The sequence below is a fragment of the Pseudorhizobium tarimense genome (assembly GCF_022968135.1).
Taxonomy (GTDB): Bacteria; Pseudomonadota; Alphaproteobacteria; order Rhizobiales; family Rhizobiaceae; genus Neorhizobium; species Neorhizobium tarimense.
The window spans coordinates 207,154-223,896 of sequence record NZ_JALJRA010000008.1 but is presented as its reverse complement, the minus strand read 5'-3'; the positions used below and the strand labels follow the sequence as shown (position 1 = coordinate 223,896).

Here is a 16,743-nt window from a genome sequence, read left to right as displayed (position 1 = left end):
ACCCATCATGATCGACAACCGCACTGCTCCCTACGCCGCACTCGTCCTGCGTGTCACGCTTGGCCTGCTCTTCCTTGCCCACGCGGGCTTGAAGATTTTCGTATTCACCCCGACGGGAACTGCCGGGTTCTTCGCTTCGCTCGGACTTCCGGGCTGGCTGGCCTATGTCACGATCCTTTGGGAACTGGCAGGCGCCGTCGCTCTCATCTTGGGCATCTGGCCGCGTCTAGCCTCGCTTGCGATGATCCCGGTTCTGCTCGGATCAATCTTCACCGTCCACGGCGCGGCCGGCTTCTTCTTCAACAATCCAAACGGCGGCTGGGAATTCCCGGCGTTCTGGATCGTCGGCCTGATCGTTCTGGCGTTGATCGGTGATGGCGCCAAGGCGCTCCGCCCCACACCTCTGCGCAAGTAACATCTCAACAAGGATTTCGACCGGAGGCAGCCATGAGCATGATACAATCATCGAAGACCGGCATCGGCAAAGTGACCCTGACGGTCAATGACCTCGATCGCGTGAGTGGCTTCTACCAGGAAGCTGTCGGCCTCCATCTCCTTCGCGGCGACGCTTCCACCGCAGAGCTGGGCGTGGATGGAGACACCCTTCTGGAGTTACGGCGCGACACGGCGGCACGCCGCCGTTCGCCCCGCGAGGCAGGCCTCTTCCATACGGCCTTTCTGCTTCCCTCCCGCGCCGACCTCGGCCGGTGGATCAAGCATGCAATGAAATCGAAGGCTCCCGTGGTCGGTGCATCCGATCACGGCGTAAGCGAAGCGCTCTACCTCTCCGATCCGGAAGGCAACGGAGTGGAGATCTATGCTGACTGGCCGGTCTTGTCATGGCAATGGAAGGACGGCCTGGTCGACATGCCGAGCGACCCGCTCGACATCGACGCTCTGGTCGACGCCAGCGGTGGCGAGGAATGGAATGGCTTTCCCGAGGGGGCGACCGTCGGCCACGTTCATCTCCAGGTGGGTGCCATACCGACGGCGGAGGCGTTCTATCGCGACGTGCTCGGCTTCGCCGTGACGTCACGCTATCCCGGTGGGACGTTCTACGCTGCCGATGGATACCATCATCACCTAGCGACCAACATCTGGAACAGTCGGGGTGCGGGTGCACGCACCTTTCCGAGCACCGGTCTTGCCAATGTCGAGATCGTGTCCTCCCGCGACTTTGTGGAAGCGGTCGGTAACAGGGCCGACCAGACTCGACAAGAGCGCGACACACTGACCCTCGTCGATCCATGGGGGACAGAGATCACAGTCGCGACTGCGACGCAAAAGAAGATCAAGGAGTGAAACATGCTTGTCGAAGGTAAATGGACGGCCGACTGGCATCCGGTTCAAGCGACGGACGAAAAGGGCGGTTTCGTTCGGCAGATTTCCGGTTTCCGCAACTGGATCACCCCGGATGGCGAAGCCGACCCGACCGGCGAAGGCGGGTTCAAAGCTGAAGCTGGGCGCTACCATCTCTATGTCGCACTGATCTGCCCCTGGGCGTCGCGCACCTTGATCGGGCGTGCCCTCAAGAAGCTCGAGGACGTGATCTCGGTGTCCATCGTCGAGCCGGCGCTTTCCGATCAGGGCTGGCGTTTCGGCGATTATCCCGGCTCCGACCTTGATGACGTCAACGGAGCGAGCTTCCTCCATGAGATCTACACGAGCGCCGATTCTGTTTACACGGGCCGCGCGACAGTCCCAGTCCTGTTCGACAAGGAGCGCCGTACCATCGTCAACAACGAGTCCGCCGATATTCTGAGAATGCTGAACTCAGGCTTCGGGTCTCTCGGTGACGAAAGCATCGACCTGTACCCAGAAGATCTGCGCGCGCAAATCGACGGGCTGAACGAGCGCATCTACCCGATGCTCAATAACGGCGTCTACCGCACGGGTTTCGCGACGACCCAGATCGCTTATGAAGAAGCCTTTGCCGACGTCTTCACAATGCTGGACGAACTGGAGACGCGGCTTGAGAACCGCGGCCCGTTCCTGTTCGGCGACCGGATGACCGAGGCAGACGTGCGGCTGTTCGTTACTCTCATCCGTTTTGATGCCGCCTATCACGGCCTGTTCAAGTGCAACCTGCGCCGGCTGGCGGACTACCCAAGTCTCAGCCGCTATGTCGAGACGGTGCTTGCTATCCCCGGCGTCCGAGGAACAGTGAACATCGACCACATCAAGCGCGGTTACTATTCGATCAAGGCACTCAATCCGACAGGAATCGTTCCCGTCGGCCCGCAACTGCCGTTCGCAACGGCATGAAGGACGAAACGATGTCTACCAACGCAGCCGATGTCCTTGTCATCATGCTCCACGGTGTCGGCTCAAGCGGCAGCGACCTCGCACCGCTTGCCGACGCTTGGACAACCGCCTTGCCTGGCGCCGCCTTTGCTTCCCCCGATGCACCTGCCGCTTCCAGCTTCGGTTCGGGCTACCAGTGGTTCAGCGTCGCCGGAGTGACAGAGGAAAACCGTGCCGGACGAGTCCACGACGCGCGGCCTTCCTTCGATGCCGTGGTCTCGGCGGTCATCGAGGAAAACGACTTCTCCAACCGGCTGGACCGTATCGCATTCGTCGGCTTTTCCCAGGGCACAATCATGGCACTCGACGCGGTGGCGTCAGGCCGGTGGCCGGTCGGCGCAGTAGTCGGCATCTCCGGACGGCTTGCCTCGCCGCTGCCGCTTCAGCCAGCCCTGCGTACTCCTGTTCTGCTGATACACGGCAGCGGGGATGAGATTATCCCGGCAACTGAAAGCACCAGGGCTGCCGTCACTCTTCGGGCACTCGGCGTCGCCGTCGAGACAGTCATAGTTCCTGGTCTGCCTCACACAATTTCCATCGAAGGGGCGGACAAGGCCGGCAGTTTTCTCGCAGCATCGCTGTCGCGGCTTCTGCCCTGACTGTAGACGTCCACGCTGTTCAATGATGGGCTCTTTGCGTTGCGCGTCTTCAAAACTTACGCGCGGCGAGCGGAGATGAACCGTCGGCGGTTTAGAAACCATCTACTCCCCCGCGATACCTCTTCATCGTCCTCGTCCGGACAAGGATTCGCACTTCTCATTTTTTCTCTTGCACCTCTAGCGGCTAGAGGTCGTAGACCATCCTTATGGACAGCATGAGGATCCGCACATGAATGGGCCGACACAGACGAAATTCCGCGTCGACGGGATGGACTGCGCGTCTTGCGCGACCAAGATCGACACGGCCGTCAGGCGCATGCCTGGCATCTCCGACGTCACCGTTTCCGTGACTGCCGGTACGATGACGGTCACCCATGACGACGCCAGCGATCTCAAGGCCGTGGGTACGAAGCTTTCGGGGCTGGGATTTCAGGCGACGCCAATACGTCCGAGGTCGGCTTCTGCTACCCCGGTGACGGAACACGCGCACGGTGTAGGCTCCGGGGTCGAACATCACGCCAACCACCACGACCACGACCACGGCCCGTCCGAAGGACCCTGGTGGAGGAGCGGGAAGGGCCGCCTGACCATCATGGCGGGCGCCGCACTCGTGTTTGCCTACGGCATCGGTCTTCTGTTCCCTGACATTGCGACCTACGCGTTTATCGTCGCAATGCTGGTCGGCCTCGTTCCGATCGCCCGTCGCGCCATCATGGCGGCAATGGCAGGCACTCCGTTCTCGATCGAGATGCTGATGACCATCGCCGCCGTCGGCGCGCTGTTCATCGACGCCACGGAGGAGGCGGCCGCCGTCGTGTTCCTGTTCCTGGTAGGCGAACTGCTCGAGGGCGTGGCTGCGGGCAAGGCGCGCGACAGCATCAGATCGCTGACGGCACTGGTGCCCAAGACGGCGTTGCTGGAGGACGCCGGGAAGATCCGCGAAGTTCCCGCAGAGACGCTTGAAGTGGGTGCGATCATCCTCGTCCGCCCAGGCGACCGGATCTCGGCCGACGGCGTCATCGTCGCGGGCGAGAGTTCGGTCGACGAGGCCCCTGTTACAGGTGAGAGCGTTCCGGTCCGGAAGGCCGTCGAGGACAATGTCTTCGCGGGCACGGTCAATGGCGATGCTGCGCTACGTGTGAGAGTTACGGCCGCCGCCGCCGATAACACCATCGCCCGCGTCGTAAGGCTTGTCGAGGAGGCGCAGGAATCGAAGGCTCCGACCGAACGCTTCATCGATCGCTTCTCCCGCTACTACACGCCGGGGGTCGTCGTCGTGGCCGTGCTGGTCGCCGTCATCCCTCCGCTGCTCGGCGGCGGCGTCTGGAGCGAATGGGTCTACAAGGGGCTCGCAGTTCTTCTGATCGGCTGCCCGTGTGCCCTCGTCATCTCGACGCCGGCCGCCATCGCCGCATCGCTGTCGTCGGGTGCGCGCCGCGGCCTGCTCCTGAAGGGCGGCGCCGTTCTTGAAGGACTTGGCAAGCTTACCGCCATCGCCTTCGACAAGACGGGCACGCTCACGGAAGGTAAGCCCAAGGTGACCGACGTCGTTCCGTTCGGCCGAAAGGTCCACGAGGTCCTGCGCTATGCAGCCGCGCTCGAAATGGGCTCAAGCCATCCGCTCGCTTTGGCGGTGCTCGAAAGGGCCGACGAGGACGGGATCGATGCTCCGGCAGCCACCGACGCCAAGGCGCTCGGCGGAAAGGGCGTGACCGCAGTAATTGACGGGGTCGAGGTGTTCTTCGGCTCGCCAAAGGCCGCCGCCGAACGTGTTTCGATGCCGATGGCGCATTCGAAGACGATTACCTCCCTCAACGACGAAGGGAAGGCCGTCTCCGTTCTCGTCATCGGAAACGTCCTTGCAGGTGCGATCGCCATGAGAGACGAGCCGCGGGCCGACGCAGTAGCCGGGCTGAAGACGCTGACGGATGCGGGCATCAAGATCGTCATGCTGACAGGCGACAACAAGCGGACAGCCACCGCCATCGGAGCTCAGCTCGGCATCGAGGTCCGCGCTGAACTGATGCCCGAAGACAAGCAGCGGATAGTCGGCGAGCTCAAGCGAGAAGGGTTCGTGGTCGGCAAGATCGGCGACGGTATCAACGACGCTCCGGCCCTTGCCGCCGCCGACGTCGGGATCGCCATGGGCGGCGGAACCGACGTAGCGCTGGAGACTGCGGATGCAGCGGTTCTGCATGGGCGGGTGGGCGACGTCGGCCTCATGGTCGATCTCTCGAAGCGCACGATGCGCAACATCTACCAGAACATCACCATCGCGCTCGGCCTCAAGGCGGTCTTTCTGGTCACGACGATCATCGGGATCACCGGGCTGTGGCCGGCCATCCTTGCCGATACCGGAGCAACCGTGCTGGTGACCATGAACGCGCTGCGCCTGCTGCGTCCGATCAGATAGTGATGGCGAGTCCTAGCTTTGATCGATAAGAGAAATAGGCCCGTAGATGAGAAAGTTCGCTCTCACGCCGGGCTGGCTACGCGCTAGTGCCCGGCTGGAACGCGCTCATGGTGAGCGTGAGAGAGAATGGCGCACCCGACAGGATTCGAACCTGTGACCTTTGGAATCGGAATCCAACACTCTATCCAGCTGAGCTACGGGTGCTAACCTTCAGCGAGATGACTCGCCGCTCCGATGGCAGTTCCTTACCTCAGGATGCGCGGCGCTTCAATGCCTCTTGGCGCGGGGCGGGCGGAAAATCGCGGCGAGGGTGAAACCGGCCTGTGGGGGCGCACGTATTGCTGTCCAAGCTGAGGGTAAGGGATCATGCAATCGCTGAAACAGGGGTATCGGGCGCTGGTGGTGGGCGCGAACGGCGGGATCGGGAGTGCCGTGGCAGCGCGGTTGCGGGCAGTTCCCTAATGCGCAACGTTCGAAACACTGTCCCGCAGGGACGATCCCGGTTTCGATATGACAGATGAGCCATCAGTGGCGGAGGCAGCCAGCCGACTGGGTCGGGGAGGGGGCCTCGACCTCATCTTCGATGCATCCGGCGCGCTGACGATTGATGGGATCGGGCCCGAAAAGACCATCAAGGCGCTCGATCCGGCGGCCATGGCGCGGCAGTTTGCCGTCAATGCAATTGGCCCGGCGCTCCTGATGAAGCATTTCCTACCGCTCCTGCCACGCCAGGAGCGGGCGATCTTTGCGACGCTGTCCGCCCGCGTAGGGTCAATTGGTGACAACCGGCTCGGCGGCTGGATGTTCTATCGCGCTTCGAAGGCCGCGCTCAACCAGATCGTCAGGACTGCCACCATCGAAGGGCGTCGCACCCATCCCGGTGCCGTGGTCGCGGCCCTGCATCCGGGAACGGTCGCTACGCGGCTTTCGGACTCTTACGGCGCCCGGTGCAACCAGCTTTCGCCAGATCAGTCGGCAGCCCTACTACTTGATGTTCTCGACCGGCTGGAGCCTGCGCTGAGCGGCGGCTTCTTCGCCTATGACGGCAGCGTCATCGAGTGGTGAGGGGCGAGGGGAAAACCCGGCAGGCGACTTGCATGCCGGTTTTCCTGTCCTCTCTCAGGCGGCCACCATGGCGCCCGGCCCGGGGGTGGCGCCGGGTGGGCACTTGCCGAGGATGATCATGCCGAGCACTTCGTCCTTGGTCACGTCCTGCGTGCGCGCATGGCCCACCACTTGGCCGTTCTTCATCACGAAGACACGGTCGGCCAGGTCGAAGACGTCGTGGATGTCGTGGCTGATCAGGAAGATGCCGATGCCCTCTCGCTTCAGTTGCTTGATGAGGTCGCCCACCTGCGCAGTCTCCTGCGGTCCAAGGGCGGCCGTCGGCTCGTCCATGATCAGGATGCGGGCGTCGAAGAGGATCGCGCGGGCGATCGCCACCGACTGGCGCTGACCACCAGACAGCGCCTTCACCGGTTCCTTGAACCGCTTGAAGTTGGGGTTGAGCCTGCCCATCACCTCGCGGGCATTGGCTTCCATCGCGACGTCGTCCAGCGTGCCCCAGGGGGTCTGCAACTCGCGGCCAAGGTAAAGGTTGGCGGCCGCATCGACATTGTCGGCGACGGCAAGCGTCTGGTAGATCGTCTCGATCCCGTAGTGCTTGGCGTCACGCGGGTTGCGGATTTCGGCCGGCTCGCCGTTGATGAGAATGTCGCCCGCATCGCGGCGATAGGCGCCGGAGAGGATCTTGATCAGGGTCGACTTGCCGGCGCCGTTATGGCCGAGCAGTGCCACGACCTCGCCCGGGAAAAGGTCGATGCTGGCGTTCTCGACAGCGTGGATGCCGCCGAAGGAGATGGAAATGTTCCGCATTTCCACGAGCGGAGTATGCTGGTCCGTCACGATGAAAACTCCTGTTTACTTGGCCCGGGCGCGGTAGACCGTGTCCAGCCAGACGGCCAGAACGAGAACAGCTCCGACGACGATCCGCTGAAGCGGCGTGTCGATGCCGAGCAGCACCATGCCGGACTGCAGCGACTGCATGACGAGCGCACCGAGCATGGCGCCGGCAATCGTGCCGACGCCGCCGGCAAGCGAGGTCCCGCCAATCACCGCCGCAGCGATGGTGTAAAGCTCGTCGAGCTCGCCCTGAGCATTCGTCGCCGCATTGAGGCGGGCTGTGGAGATGGCGGCGGCAATGGCCGCAAGAATGCCCATCAGGGCGAAGATGCGCACCGTCACCCAGCGGGTCTTGATGCCCGCCAGTTCCGCCGCCTCCGGGTTGCCGCCGATGGCAAAGACGTAGCGGCCGAAGCGCAGCCGGGTGGAGATGAAGGTCATCACGATGCCGACGCTGATCGCGATCAGCACCGGGACGGCGATCCCGTGGGAGATCTCCAGGCCGCCTTCCGGCCAGGCAATGCCGTTCGCCTCAGCATAGCGGCGGGCGATCGCGACCGGCCAGTGATAGCTGTTGGCAACTAGAACGACCGCAAGGACGATCACGCAGCCGATGCCGCCGATGACGTATTCGGCCCAGATCGGCTTGCGCGGGAAGGAGAAGCGCTTGCGCTGGCGGCGTGCGTTGACGATCGCCGCGATGATGGCAACGCAGGCGGCGAGGCCCACGATCCAGCTCCAGGTGGCGCCGATCGAGCCTTCCGTGCCGCCGCCCATCAGGCGGAAGGTGGGGTCCATCGGGGCAACCGTCTGGCCGCTCGTCACGAACCAGGTGGCGCCGCGCCAGACCAGAAGGCCGCCGAGGGTAACGATGAAGGAGGGAACGCCGAGGAAGGCGATGATCAGGCCGTGAAGGCCACCGACCATTGCTCCGACTACTAGACCGCAGACAAGTGCCAGGGCCCAGATCGCCGGATGACCGAAGCCAAGGATGTTGGGCAGGATCTGCGCCTGCATCACACCCATGATCATGCCGGTAAAGCCGAGTATCGAGCCGACGGACAGATCGATGTTGCGGGTGACGATCACTAGCACCATTCCAGTCGCCATCACGGCGACGGAGGAGGTCTGGACCGTCAGGTTCCAGAGGTTGCGCGGCGTCAGGAACAGCCCGTCGGTCATGATGTGGAAGCCGATCCAGATGATCAGCAGCGCACCGACCATGCCGAGCAGGCGCGTGTCGATTTCGGTGGCGCGAAAGAAGCGCGTCACCGCATTCGTGTCCGCCTGTCGCGGACCGCTGGTTGTCGTGGTTTGCATCGTATCGGCCATTCCCGCCGTTCCACCTCTCGAGAGCGCAGTGGATCACCAGTTCGTCTGGGATGACCGCCGCGCCGGCTCGGGCCGCCGCTCGCGTTTGTTTCGCGGCTCTGCCCATGAAGACAGAACCCGACGCTGCCGCGCAGCGCCGGGATCCGGTTGCTCAGCCTTGTTTAGTCGCAGGCGGCGACCGAGCCGGGCTGTACCCCCTGGCAGGCTTCTTCCTTGCTGATCCAGCCGGCGTCGATGACGACGTCGAGATTGTCCTTGGTGACCGGCAGCGGTGCGAGGAAGACCGACTTCATTTCGGCACCCTTCGGGCCGCCGGTGAAGGTCTGGACGTTCTCGATTTCGTCCATGGTCTTGCCATCGGCGAGTGCCAGCGCAATCTCGGCAGCGTTCTTGCCGAGTTCACGGCTGTCCTTCCAGACCGATACCGTCTGCGTGCCCTTAGCGACGCGGTTGAGGGCGGCTTTGTCGGCGTCCTGGCCGGACACCGGTACGGAACCGGCTAGACCCTGGGCGTCAAGCGCGGCGATCGCACCACCGGCAGTGCCGTCGTTGGAAGCAACGACCGCGTCGACCTCGTTGTTGTTGGCGGTCAGGAACTGCTCCATGTTGCGCTGGGCGTTTTCCGGCTTCCAGCCGTCGGTATAGGCTTCACCGACGTTCTTGATCTTGCCGGAGTCGATGGCGTCCTGCAGCACTTCCATCTGTCCGGAGAACAGGAAGTCGGCGTTCGGATCGGACGAGGAGCCCTTGATGAAGACGTAGTTGCCTTCCGGTGCCACCTTGAACACTTCGCGCGCCTGCATGCGGCCCACTTCCTTGTTGTCGAAGGTGATGTAGAAGGCAGACGGGTTCTCGATCAGGCGGTCATAGCCGACGACCGGAATGCCTTCCGCGGTTGCCTTTTCGATGGCTGGACCGATCGCGTCGCTGTCCTGCGCCAGAACGATCAGGGCGTCGGCGCCCTGCGAGATCAGCGACTCGACATCGGTGAGCTGCTTGGCGGCGGACGACTGGGCGTCGGCGGAGATGTACTTGGCGCCGGCTTCTTCGAGCGCCTTCTTGATGGCGGCTTCGTCCGTCTTCCAGCGTTCTTCCTGGAAGTTGGACCAGGACACGCCAACAGTCTTTTCCTGGGCCAGGGCCGCAGTGGCCATGGACACAACGATAGCCGTACCGGCCATCAGCTTGATGATGGACTTCATAGGATCCTCCCGATTGACGGCGGATGGCCAAAGCCTCCGTGCTCTCCCCCCGCCAGATAAGCTGCCAGTCAAAGCCGAATGCTTTTTTCTCGACAGTCAAGAAATTAGATGTCAGAGATTTTTTGAGGAGTCAATCGGCGGATTGAGCATCGGCGCCGACTGGTCTATCGACGAGATCGTAACAGGAGGAGCGGGCGTAAGATGCTGGCCAAGTCGAGCACTGAGCTGGTCCGGCAGCAGAACAGCGCCCTGGTTCTTTCGGTCCTGCGACGTCACGGCCGCTTGTCCCATACGGAGCTTTCCGAGACCACTAAACTATCGTCTGGCACGGTCTCCGCAATCACCGCCGACCTCGAGCGGCACGCCATCATCGAGAAGATCGAGCAGCAGGCTGCCGCAGGCCGGGGCCGTCCGCGCGTGCTGTTCGGCCAGCGCCGCGACTGCGGCTTTGTGATCGTGGTGGTCATCTCCTCCGACCTCATCCAATATTCCCTCGTCGACTACGCCGGCACCCTGCTCGACCGCTTCACGGAAGGGCGGCAGGAGAATTCTGCGCAAGCCTTCGCCGCGGCGATCCGTGCGGCGCTCGAGCGGCTCATCTCCCGCAGTAGCATCGACCGCGAGCAAGTCCTGCTGGTTTCCTTCAGCAGCAAGGGGCTGGTCAGTGCAGAAAAGCCGCTCCTCGTCTGGTCGCCGATGTTGGGGGGTGAAGGGATCGACTTCCGCATCGTCCTGGGGCAGGGGTGGAATGCGCGAACCCTCCTCAACAACGAAACCCTGCTTGTCGCTAAGGCCCTGCAGCAGCGGCAGAATCCGGCTCTGCCGGCGCTTGCTGCCGTGTCACTTGGCCACAGCATCGGTCTCGGCATCGCGAAGATGCGGCCAGGAGGGGAAACAGAAATCTCGGCTCCCAATTTCGGTCACATGCTGCACATTCCGAGTGGGGCGCTCTGCCGTTGTGGCGCCCGCGGCTGCATCGAAGCCTATGCCGGATTCTATGCCGTGCTTCGCGCCGCATTCGAGGTGCCGCTCGACACCATCCCGGCCAAGATCGTTCCGCTTGCGGAAGTGGACAAGATCGCCGGGAAGGCACGGCAGGGCAATCGCATGGCGGGTTTTGCTTTCCGCCAAGCGGGGATCGCGCTCGGCAACGGCCTCTCGCGCCTCCTTAGCCTGCACGGCCACATGCCGGTCTTCATTACCGGGCCGGGCATGCGCTACTACGATCTCCTGAGCCAGGGAGTCGAGGAGGGGCTGGCGCAGACGCAGGTGGTGAAGCTGTCGGGCATGCCGCGGCTGGAAGTGGCGGCAGACGAACCGTCGCTGGTGTTCGAAGGGCATCTCGGGCTTGCCTTTTCGTTCATCGACCAGGATATCATTGCTCAGCGTGCGCCACTCCAGGCGGCGGGAGAATGAGCAGATGATCGATATCGACCACCCTATGTACAAGCCGCTCTGGGCGCGCCTCCTCATCGTCGGCGTCTGCGTCGCCTGGGCCGGGTTCGAGTTCTATAGCGGCGAGCCGTTCTGGGGTATGATCGTCGGGGCGATGGGCATCTATGCCGGCTACAAGCTCTTCTACGAGTTCGGCCGAAAGCCCAAGACGGAGCCGGCCGATCAGGACGAGCACCAGTAAAGGTCGCGGATTGCCCGATCGATCAGGATGTTGGCTGTCTTCATCCGCAGGGTCGCATTGTCGCGGAGTGCCTCAGGTACACGATCTGGATGGTTATCCTTGGCAAAGCGCCGCCGCTTTTCCGCCAGCGTTTCGGCGGTTTCATCGGGGGTAAGCGCAAGATCTTCTGCGATTTCGGCGTCGCTGATGCGCAGGAGGTGCTCCGGCACAAATGGCTCTTTTCGTGGTGCTTCGGCTGGTGGATCCGGCTCCGGCGGCGGTTTGTCGGCCAGCATCTCGAGATAGGCATCGCCCGCGCCGGAACTGCCGAACGCAACCGTTTCCTTCGTCGCGGCAACGAAGCCAGACGTCAATCCGGGCACGCGAAAAACCGCCCCCTCGGCAGGCGGTTCGTCTTCCTGCTTCTCTTCGTCCAGCCGCGTCAGCACCGACTGGAACACCGACTGCCCCAACAGCATGGCGCCTCCCATTTGATCAAGGAGAGCACGGGAAGATGGTGCAGGGCTTGTCTTGGAGCGGTGATGTCATTTCTTGCGGATAAGATCTAACATTAGCGGATTTAACCGGTGACAAAGGTTCCCGCTTAGTCTCGTGCTTCTCCGCAGTAAAGCCAATCCCCGTGTTGTCATGAGTGAAATCCAGAACCGCGCCGTGGACCTGATGAAGATGGACCCTGACGCCCATCCGATGACCGTGGAAGATTTGCGAGACAACTTCTTCAAGGCGTCGTTTGCATTGTACTGCAGCCTGGGCGGATCCGAGGCCAAGGCGAAAGCGCTTCTGCAAAGTTCTGGAGGCCACGAGGGCGACGTCGCCACTCTGGTCGGAGAGCTCATGGTGACCACGGCAGGCGTCAGCCACCTGCAGGACATGGACATGATGCAGGCGGCCTATAACACGCTCCGCCGCCGCTACCAGCAGCTCTCCTCAGCCGCCTGAGCCGCGCACAAACCCGGCTCGGGCTCAGCTCTGGCTCTGCTGCTGGCTGACCGTCGGCTCCACCGTCACCGCCACATGAAGGTCTTCATTGGCGGACCCGATGCGTAGGCCGGAGACCGGGGCGGCATCGCGGTAGGAAAGGCCGCTGGCGATGCGAACATAGCGTTCGTCGGGGCAGATGTTGTTGGCAGCGTCGAAGCCTATCCAGCCAAGGCCCGGCAGGTGGACTTCCGCCCAGGCGTGTGTGGCCACCTGTTCCGCCACGCCTTCCATCATCAGGTACCCCGACACATAGCGGGCCGGATTGCCAAGCAGCCGCGCGGCGCTGATCATGATGTGGGCGTGGTCCTGGCAGACGCCGCGACCGGCTTCCAGCGCCTGCTCCGCCGTAGTTTCGCTGTCCGTGGCGCCCGGAACATAGGCCACCTGTTTGTGGATGGCGTTCATCAGGGCGTGCATGCGCGCCAGACCATCGTCTTCGGCAAGGCCGCTGTTAATCTCCCGCACCAGCTTGCCCGCCTTGGTCTGCGGCGTTTCGCGCAGGAACAGCCAGAGTGGGCAAAACCCCTGGTGCTGTCCGAAGACGCCGGAGGTGTCGATCGTTTTCACCTCACCGCTCGCCACGATGCGGATCGTGTAGGCGCTACCTTCCACGGAAGTTAGTTCCACCCGGTTGCCGTACTGGTCTGCATACCCCGTCTCGACCTTCGCGCCCTCCAGCTGGATCGACCAGTTCAAGACGCGCTGCGTCGGCCCGTCGACCGGCGTCAGCCTCAGCCGCTGGAGCACGTAGGAGACGGGTTGGTCGTAGAGATATTGGGTAGAGTGCGTGATGGTCAGCCGCATGGGCGCGTCGTCCTATTGATAGAAGCGGTAGCCCTCGGAGATCTCCCGCCCGAGCTGGTTGTTGCGGCTGATGAACTCTTCGAGGAACTCGTGCAGGCCGTGGTCCATGATGTCGACGATTGAGCCGCGCGTCAGCATCGCGTTGATGGTTTCTGCCGTATCGATGGCCTGTGGCCGTAGGCCGTATTCGCGCTCCAAATAATGAAGGTTGCTGGTGATCTTGCTGTAGCTGTAGGCGAGCGAGCGCGGCATGCGGCCATTGAGGATCAGGAAGTCGGCGATGTTGGCGGGGCGATGCTCGCCGTCATAGACCCAGCCATAGGATCGGTGGGCGGAAACGGATCGCAGGATCGATTCCCACTGCATGTTGTCGAGCGATGAACCGACCTGGCTGACGGCAGGCAGCAGCACGTAATACTTCACGTCGAGAATGCGGCTCGTATTGTCGGCCCGCTCGATGAAGGTGCCGATGCGCGAAAAGTTGTAGATGTCGTTTCTAAGCATCGAGCCGTGAAAGGCGCCGCGGATGAGGCCGCAGCGATGCTTGATCACGTCGATCAGTTCCGGCAGGTCCGCTGCCTTCGGGCGGCGGGCGAGGTGCGCCTTGAGGTCGATCCAGCACTCGTTGGTGGCTTCCCAGGTTTCGCGAGTGAGTGCCGTGCGCACCATACGGGCGTTGTTGCGCCCGGCCTCGATGCAGGACATGACGCTCGAAGGGTTGTGCCGGTCGCGCAGGAGGTAGTCCACCGCATCAGCCGAGGTCGCGGTGCTGTGCACCTCGGCATAAGCTTGGCGCGCGCCCGCACTCTGTAGCACGCCGTCCCAGTCGTCGTCGCCGCTGTCGAAGCGGGTGAGCGAGACGCGAAGGCCGGCGTCCACCAGCCGTGCGATGTTCTCGGCGCGCTCTATGTAGCGGAACATCCAGTAGAGGCCATTGGCGGTTCTGCCGAGAAGCATCGCTCAGTCCTCCAGTACCCAGGTGTCCTTGGTGCCGCCGCCCTGGCTGGAATTGACCACCAGCGACCCCTGCTTCAGCGCCACGCGGGTCAATCCGCCGGGAATGATCTTCACCGTATCGGAGACCAGCACGTAAGGCCGCAGGTCGACGTGCCGGGGCGCAATCCCCTTGTTGACGAAGATCGGCACCGTGGAGAGCGAAAGCGTCGGCTGGGCGATGTAGTTGGCGGGCCGGGCACTCAGCTTCGCCGCGAATTCGCTGCGCTCCTTCTTCGTCGCCGTCGGACCGACGAGCATGCCGTAGCCGCCAGAACCATGGACTTCCTTGACCACCAGCTCTTCCAGGTGCTCCAGCACATAAGCAAGGCTGGATGGTTCAGAGCAGCGCCAGGTAGGCACGTTCTCGAGCATCGGCTTGCGGCCTGTGTAGAATTCGACGATCTCGGGCATGTAGGAATAGATCGCCTTGTCATCGGCAATGCCCGTCCCCGGCGCGTTGGCAATGGTGATGTTGCCGGCGCGGTAGACATCCATAATGCCGGGAATGCCGAGCGCGGAATCAGGCCGGAAGGTGAGGGGATCGAGAAACTCGTCATCGACGCGGCGGTAGAGCACATCAATTTCTTCGTAGCCACGCGTGGTGCGCATCTTGACCCTGCCGTCGATGACCCTCAGGTCCGAACCCTCGACCAGTTCGACGCCCATGCTGTCGGCAAGAAATGCATGTTCATAATATGCAGAATTGTGGATTCCCGGCGTCAGCACGGCGACACAGGGTCTTCCCGTGCAGCCGGACGGGGCAAGCGAGGCGAGCGACTGGCGCAGCTGCTTGGGGTAATCCTCCACGCGCCGCACGCGGTTCAGCGTGAAGAGCTCGGGGAACATCTGCATCATGGTTTCCCGGTTCTCCAGCATGTATGAGACACCGGAGGGCGTGCGGGCGTTGTCCTCAAGCACGTAGAACTGGTCTTCGCCGGTGCGCACGATGTCGGTCCCGACAACATGGGTGTAGACGCCGCCGGGCGGCCGGAAGCCGATCATCTCGGGCAGGAAGGCGTCATTCTTCTCGATCAGTTCGCGAGGGATGCGGCCCGCCCGGATGATCTCCTGCTTGTGGTAGATGTCCTCCAGAAAAGCGTTGAGGGCCAGTACGCGCTGCTCGATGCCCTGGGCGAGCCGCCGCCATTCGCGCGCCGCGATAATGCGCGGGATGATGTCGAAGGGGATCAGCTTTTCGGAGGAGTCGGCATGGCCGTAGACGGCGAAGGTGATGCCCGTCTTGCGGAAGATGTTCTCCGCATCGCGAGCTTTTTGGATCAGATGCGCCGGATGCTGGCCCGCATACCAGGTGTGGTAGTCCCGGTAGGGTGATCGCGGATGGTCGTCCGCAGTCAACATCTCATCGAACGCCAATTCCCCGTTCCTCCCTTTCGCTCCAGTTGAACCCAGTCTATGTGGTAATGCAAGAACCGTGCTAGATGCGGGGCAGCATATGGGAGCTCGCCTACCCCAGCTATCTCGGGCGCCTCGGGTACAGCCTCCCGGCGAGGCTGCCTGGAACTTGAGCAGTCCCCCGTCGCTGCAGGGCAGGGGATGCCCCGTCACCATCAGCCGCATTGAGGCCAAGCGTCAGCGTTTCTGCTTTGACCGCCGGCGCTCCTGTGTCTACCAAGCAAGTTCGATCCTCCTTCCGCCGGAATCCCCGCATGCTCGACAGACTCGCTCCGGTGCTTTTCGTCCTCCTCTGGTCGACGGGTTGGCTCGTTGCGAAGTTTGCGGTGGCGCACGCCGAGCCGCTGACCTTCATGGCTGCGCGGCATGCGCTTGCAGCAATCGCTTTCACCCTGCTGTGTCTGGCCGTCGGCGCACGCTGGCCGCGGGAGCGCTCGGCGATCTTCCATGGGATGATGTCAGGTATCTTCCTCCACGGCCTTTACCTTGCGGGCGTTTGGTGGGCGATTGGGCAGGGGGTGCCGGCGGGGCTTTCCGGCATCATCGCTGGGCTGCAGCCGCTTTTGACGGCGCTTGCGGCCCCTTTCCTCATCGGAGAACGCCTGCGTCCGCTGCAGAAGATCGGCATCGTGCTCGGCTTTGCCGGCATCCTGATCGCCATCTCGCCGCAGCTGCTCGACACGGTCGAGCGCGGCCTGGTCGGGCTCGGCCTACCGGTCCTTGTCAACCTCGCCGCCATGTTCTCGGTCACCTATGGCACGCTCTACCAGAAGCGAAACCTGCAGCAGGGCAACCTCCTGGCGATCGCCGTCCTGCAGTTCATCGGCGCCTTCATCGTGACCCTGCCCCTGGCGCTGATCTTCGAGGATCTGCGCTTCGACTGGACGGGCGAGGCGATGTTTGCCATGGCCTGGTCCGTCTTCGGCATTTCCATGGGGGCGGTCGGACTGCTTCTCTATCTCATCCGCCGCGGACAGGTTTCTCGCGCCGCCTCTCTGATCTACCTCATGCCGCCGGTCGTCGCCGTCGAGGCGCTCTTCCTGTTCGGCGAGCCGCTGACCCCGCCGATGATCGTTGGAACCATCATCGTCGTCGCCGGCGTCTACATGGTGAACCGGAAGGCGCAAACAAAAGCGGCGGGCATAGAGCCCGCCGCTTGAT

Annotated in this window: 17 protein-coding genes and 1 tRNA gene; 10 read left to right on the top strand and 8 right to left on the bottom strand. The window is 62.9% G+C overall.

Annotated features, from left to right (window positions below; all coding sequences use genetic code 11):
* The first annotated feature begins 7 nt into the window (after positions 1-7).
* The 5 genes from MUU54_RS11865 to MUU54_RS11845 all read left to right on the top strand — a co-directional run bounded on the left by MUU54_RS11865 (position 8) and on the right by MUU54_RS11845 (position 5,316).
* Entirely contained in the window at positions 8-415 is a 408-nt protein-coding gene (locus MUU54_RS11865; RefSeq protein ID WP_247244220.1) for a DoxX family protein, read from the top strand.
* A 32-nt stretch (positions 416-447) separates the two neighbouring features.
* The gene (locus tag MUU54_RS11860; RefSeq protein WP_247244219.1) at positions 448-1,302 is read left to right on the top strand and encodes a VOC family protein; all 855 of its coding nucleotides are present in this window, start codon (positions 448-450) and stop codon (positions 1,300-1,302) included.
* 3 nt (positions 1,303-1,305) lie between these two features.
* A complete protein-coding gene (locus MUU54_RS11855) occupies positions 1,306-2,265 on the top strand; it encodes a glutathione S-transferase family protein (RefSeq protein ID WP_247244218.1) in 960 nt (319 codons plus the stop codon).
* A gap of 11 nt (positions 2,266-2,276) precedes the next feature.
* Positions 2,277-2,903 carry an alpha/beta hydrolase gene (locus tag MUU54_RS11850; protein ID WP_247244217.1) on the top strand — a complete coding sequence of 209 codons (627 nt, stop codon included), beginning with the start codon at positions 2,277-2,279 and terminating at the stop codon, positions 2,901-2,903.
* Positions 2,904-3,132: 229 nt separating this feature from the next.
* Entirely contained in the window at positions 3,133-5,316 is a 2,184-nt protein-coding gene (locus tag MUU54_RS11845; protein ID WP_247244216.1) for a heavy metal translocating P-type ATPase, read from the top strand.
* Between the two features lie 127 nt (positions 5,317-5,443).
* Here the strand turns inward: MUU54_RS11845 and MUU54_RS11840 are convergent.
* Positions 5,444-5,520 (bottom strand) — tRNA-Arg (locus MUU54_RS11840).
* Positions 5,521-5,826: 306 nt separating this feature from the next.
* Between MUU54_RS11840 and MUU54_RS11835 the strand changes: the two genes are divergently transcribed.
* Entirely contained in the window at positions 5,827-6,381 is a 555-nt protein-coding gene (locus MUU54_RS11835; RefSeq protein WP_247244215.1) for an SDR family NAD(P)-dependent oxidoreductase, read from the top strand.
* Positions 6,382-6,435: 54 nt separating this feature from the next.
* Here MUU54_RS11835 and MUU54_RS11830 read toward each other — a convergent pair whose 3' ends face one another.
* The 3 genes from MUU54_RS11830 to xylF all read right to left on the bottom strand — a co-directional run bounded on the left by MUU54_RS11830 (position 6,436) and on the right by xylF (position 9,752).
* On the bottom strand, positions 6,436-7,221 hold the full coding sequence (locus MUU54_RS11830) for an ATP-binding cassette domain-containing protein (RefSeq protein WP_247244214.1): 786 nt from the start codon (positions 7,219-7,221) through the stop codon (positions 6,436-6,438).
* 15 nt (positions 7,222-7,236) lie between these two features.
* A complete protein-coding gene (locus MUU54_RS11825) occupies positions 7,237-8,550 on the bottom strand; it encodes a sugar ABC transporter permease (protein WP_247244213.1) in 1,314 nt (437 codons plus the stop codon).
* 161 nt (positions 8,551-8,711) lie between these two features.
* A complete protein-coding gene (gene xylF / locus MUU54_RS11820) occupies positions 8,712-9,752 on the bottom strand; it encodes a D-xylose ABC transporter substrate-binding protein (RefSeq protein ID WP_247244212.1) in 1,041 nt (346 codons plus the stop codon).
* Between the two features lie 201 nt (positions 9,753-9,953).
* Here xylF and MUU54_RS11815 point away from each other — a divergent pair, with 201 nt between their 5' ends.
* Entirely contained in the window at positions 9,954-11,168 is a 1,215-nt protein-coding gene (locus tag MUU54_RS11815; RefSeq protein WP_247244211.1) for an ROK family transcriptional regulator, read from the top strand.
* A 4-nt stretch (positions 11,169-11,172) separates the two neighbouring features.
* Entirely contained in the window at positions 11,173-11,388 is a 216-nt protein-coding gene (locus tag MUU54_RS11810) for a DUF3329 domain-containing protein (protein WP_247244210.1), read from the top strand.
* On the opposite strand, the gene MUU54_RS11805 is transcribed toward MUU54_RS11810, so the two are convergent.
* Positions 11,370-11,846, bottom strand: coding sequence for a hypothetical protein (locus tag MUU54_RS11805; protein WP_247244209.1), 477 nt, complete (start codon positions 11,844-11,846; stop codon positions 11,370-11,372). The genes MUU54_RS11810 and MUU54_RS11805 overlap by 19 nt on opposite strands.
* 169 nt (positions 11,847-12,015) lie before the next feature.
* Here MUU54_RS11805 and MUU54_RS11800 point away from each other — a divergent pair, with 169 nt between their 5' ends.
* The gene (locus MUU54_RS11800; protein ID WP_247244208.1) at positions 12,016-12,327 is read left to right on the top strand and encodes a hypothetical protein; all 312 of its coding nucleotides are present in this window, start codon (positions 12,016-12,018) and stop codon (positions 12,325-12,327) included.
* A gap of 24 nt (positions 12,328-12,351) precedes the next feature.
* On the opposite strand, the gene MUU54_RS11795 is transcribed toward MUU54_RS11800, so the two are convergent.
* From MUU54_RS11795 to MUU54_RS11785, 3 genes are read right to left on the bottom strand one after another with little or no spacing between them, the layout of a single operon-like run.
* Positions 12,352-13,173 (bottom strand): transglutaminase family protein, encoded by an 822-nt coding sequence (locus tag MUU54_RS11795; RefSeq protein ID WP_247244207.1) that lies wholly within the window; start codon positions 13,171-13,173, stop codon positions 12,352-12,354.
* 12 nt (positions 13,174-13,185) lie between these two features.
* Positions 13,186-14,130 (bottom strand): alpha-E domain-containing protein, encoded by a 945-nt coding sequence (locus MUU54_RS11790; RefSeq protein ID WP_247244206.1) that lies wholly within the window; start codon positions 14,128-14,130, stop codon positions 13,186-13,188.
* A gap of 3 nt (positions 14,131-14,133) precedes the next feature.
* On the bottom strand, positions 14,134-15,528 hold the full coding sequence (locus MUU54_RS11785; protein WP_247244254.1) for a circularly permuted type 2 ATP-grasp protein: 1,395 nt from the start codon (positions 15,526-15,528) through the stop codon (positions 14,134-14,136).
* A gap of 308 nt (positions 15,529-15,836) precedes the next feature.
* Here MUU54_RS11785 and MUU54_RS11780 point away from each other — a divergent pair, with 308 nt between their 5' ends.
* A complete protein-coding gene (locus MUU54_RS11780; RefSeq protein WP_247244205.1) occupies positions 15,837-16,742 on the top strand; it encodes a DMT family transporter in 906 nt (301 codons plus the stop codon).
* The last annotated feature ends 1 nt before the right edge of the window (position 16,743 follow it).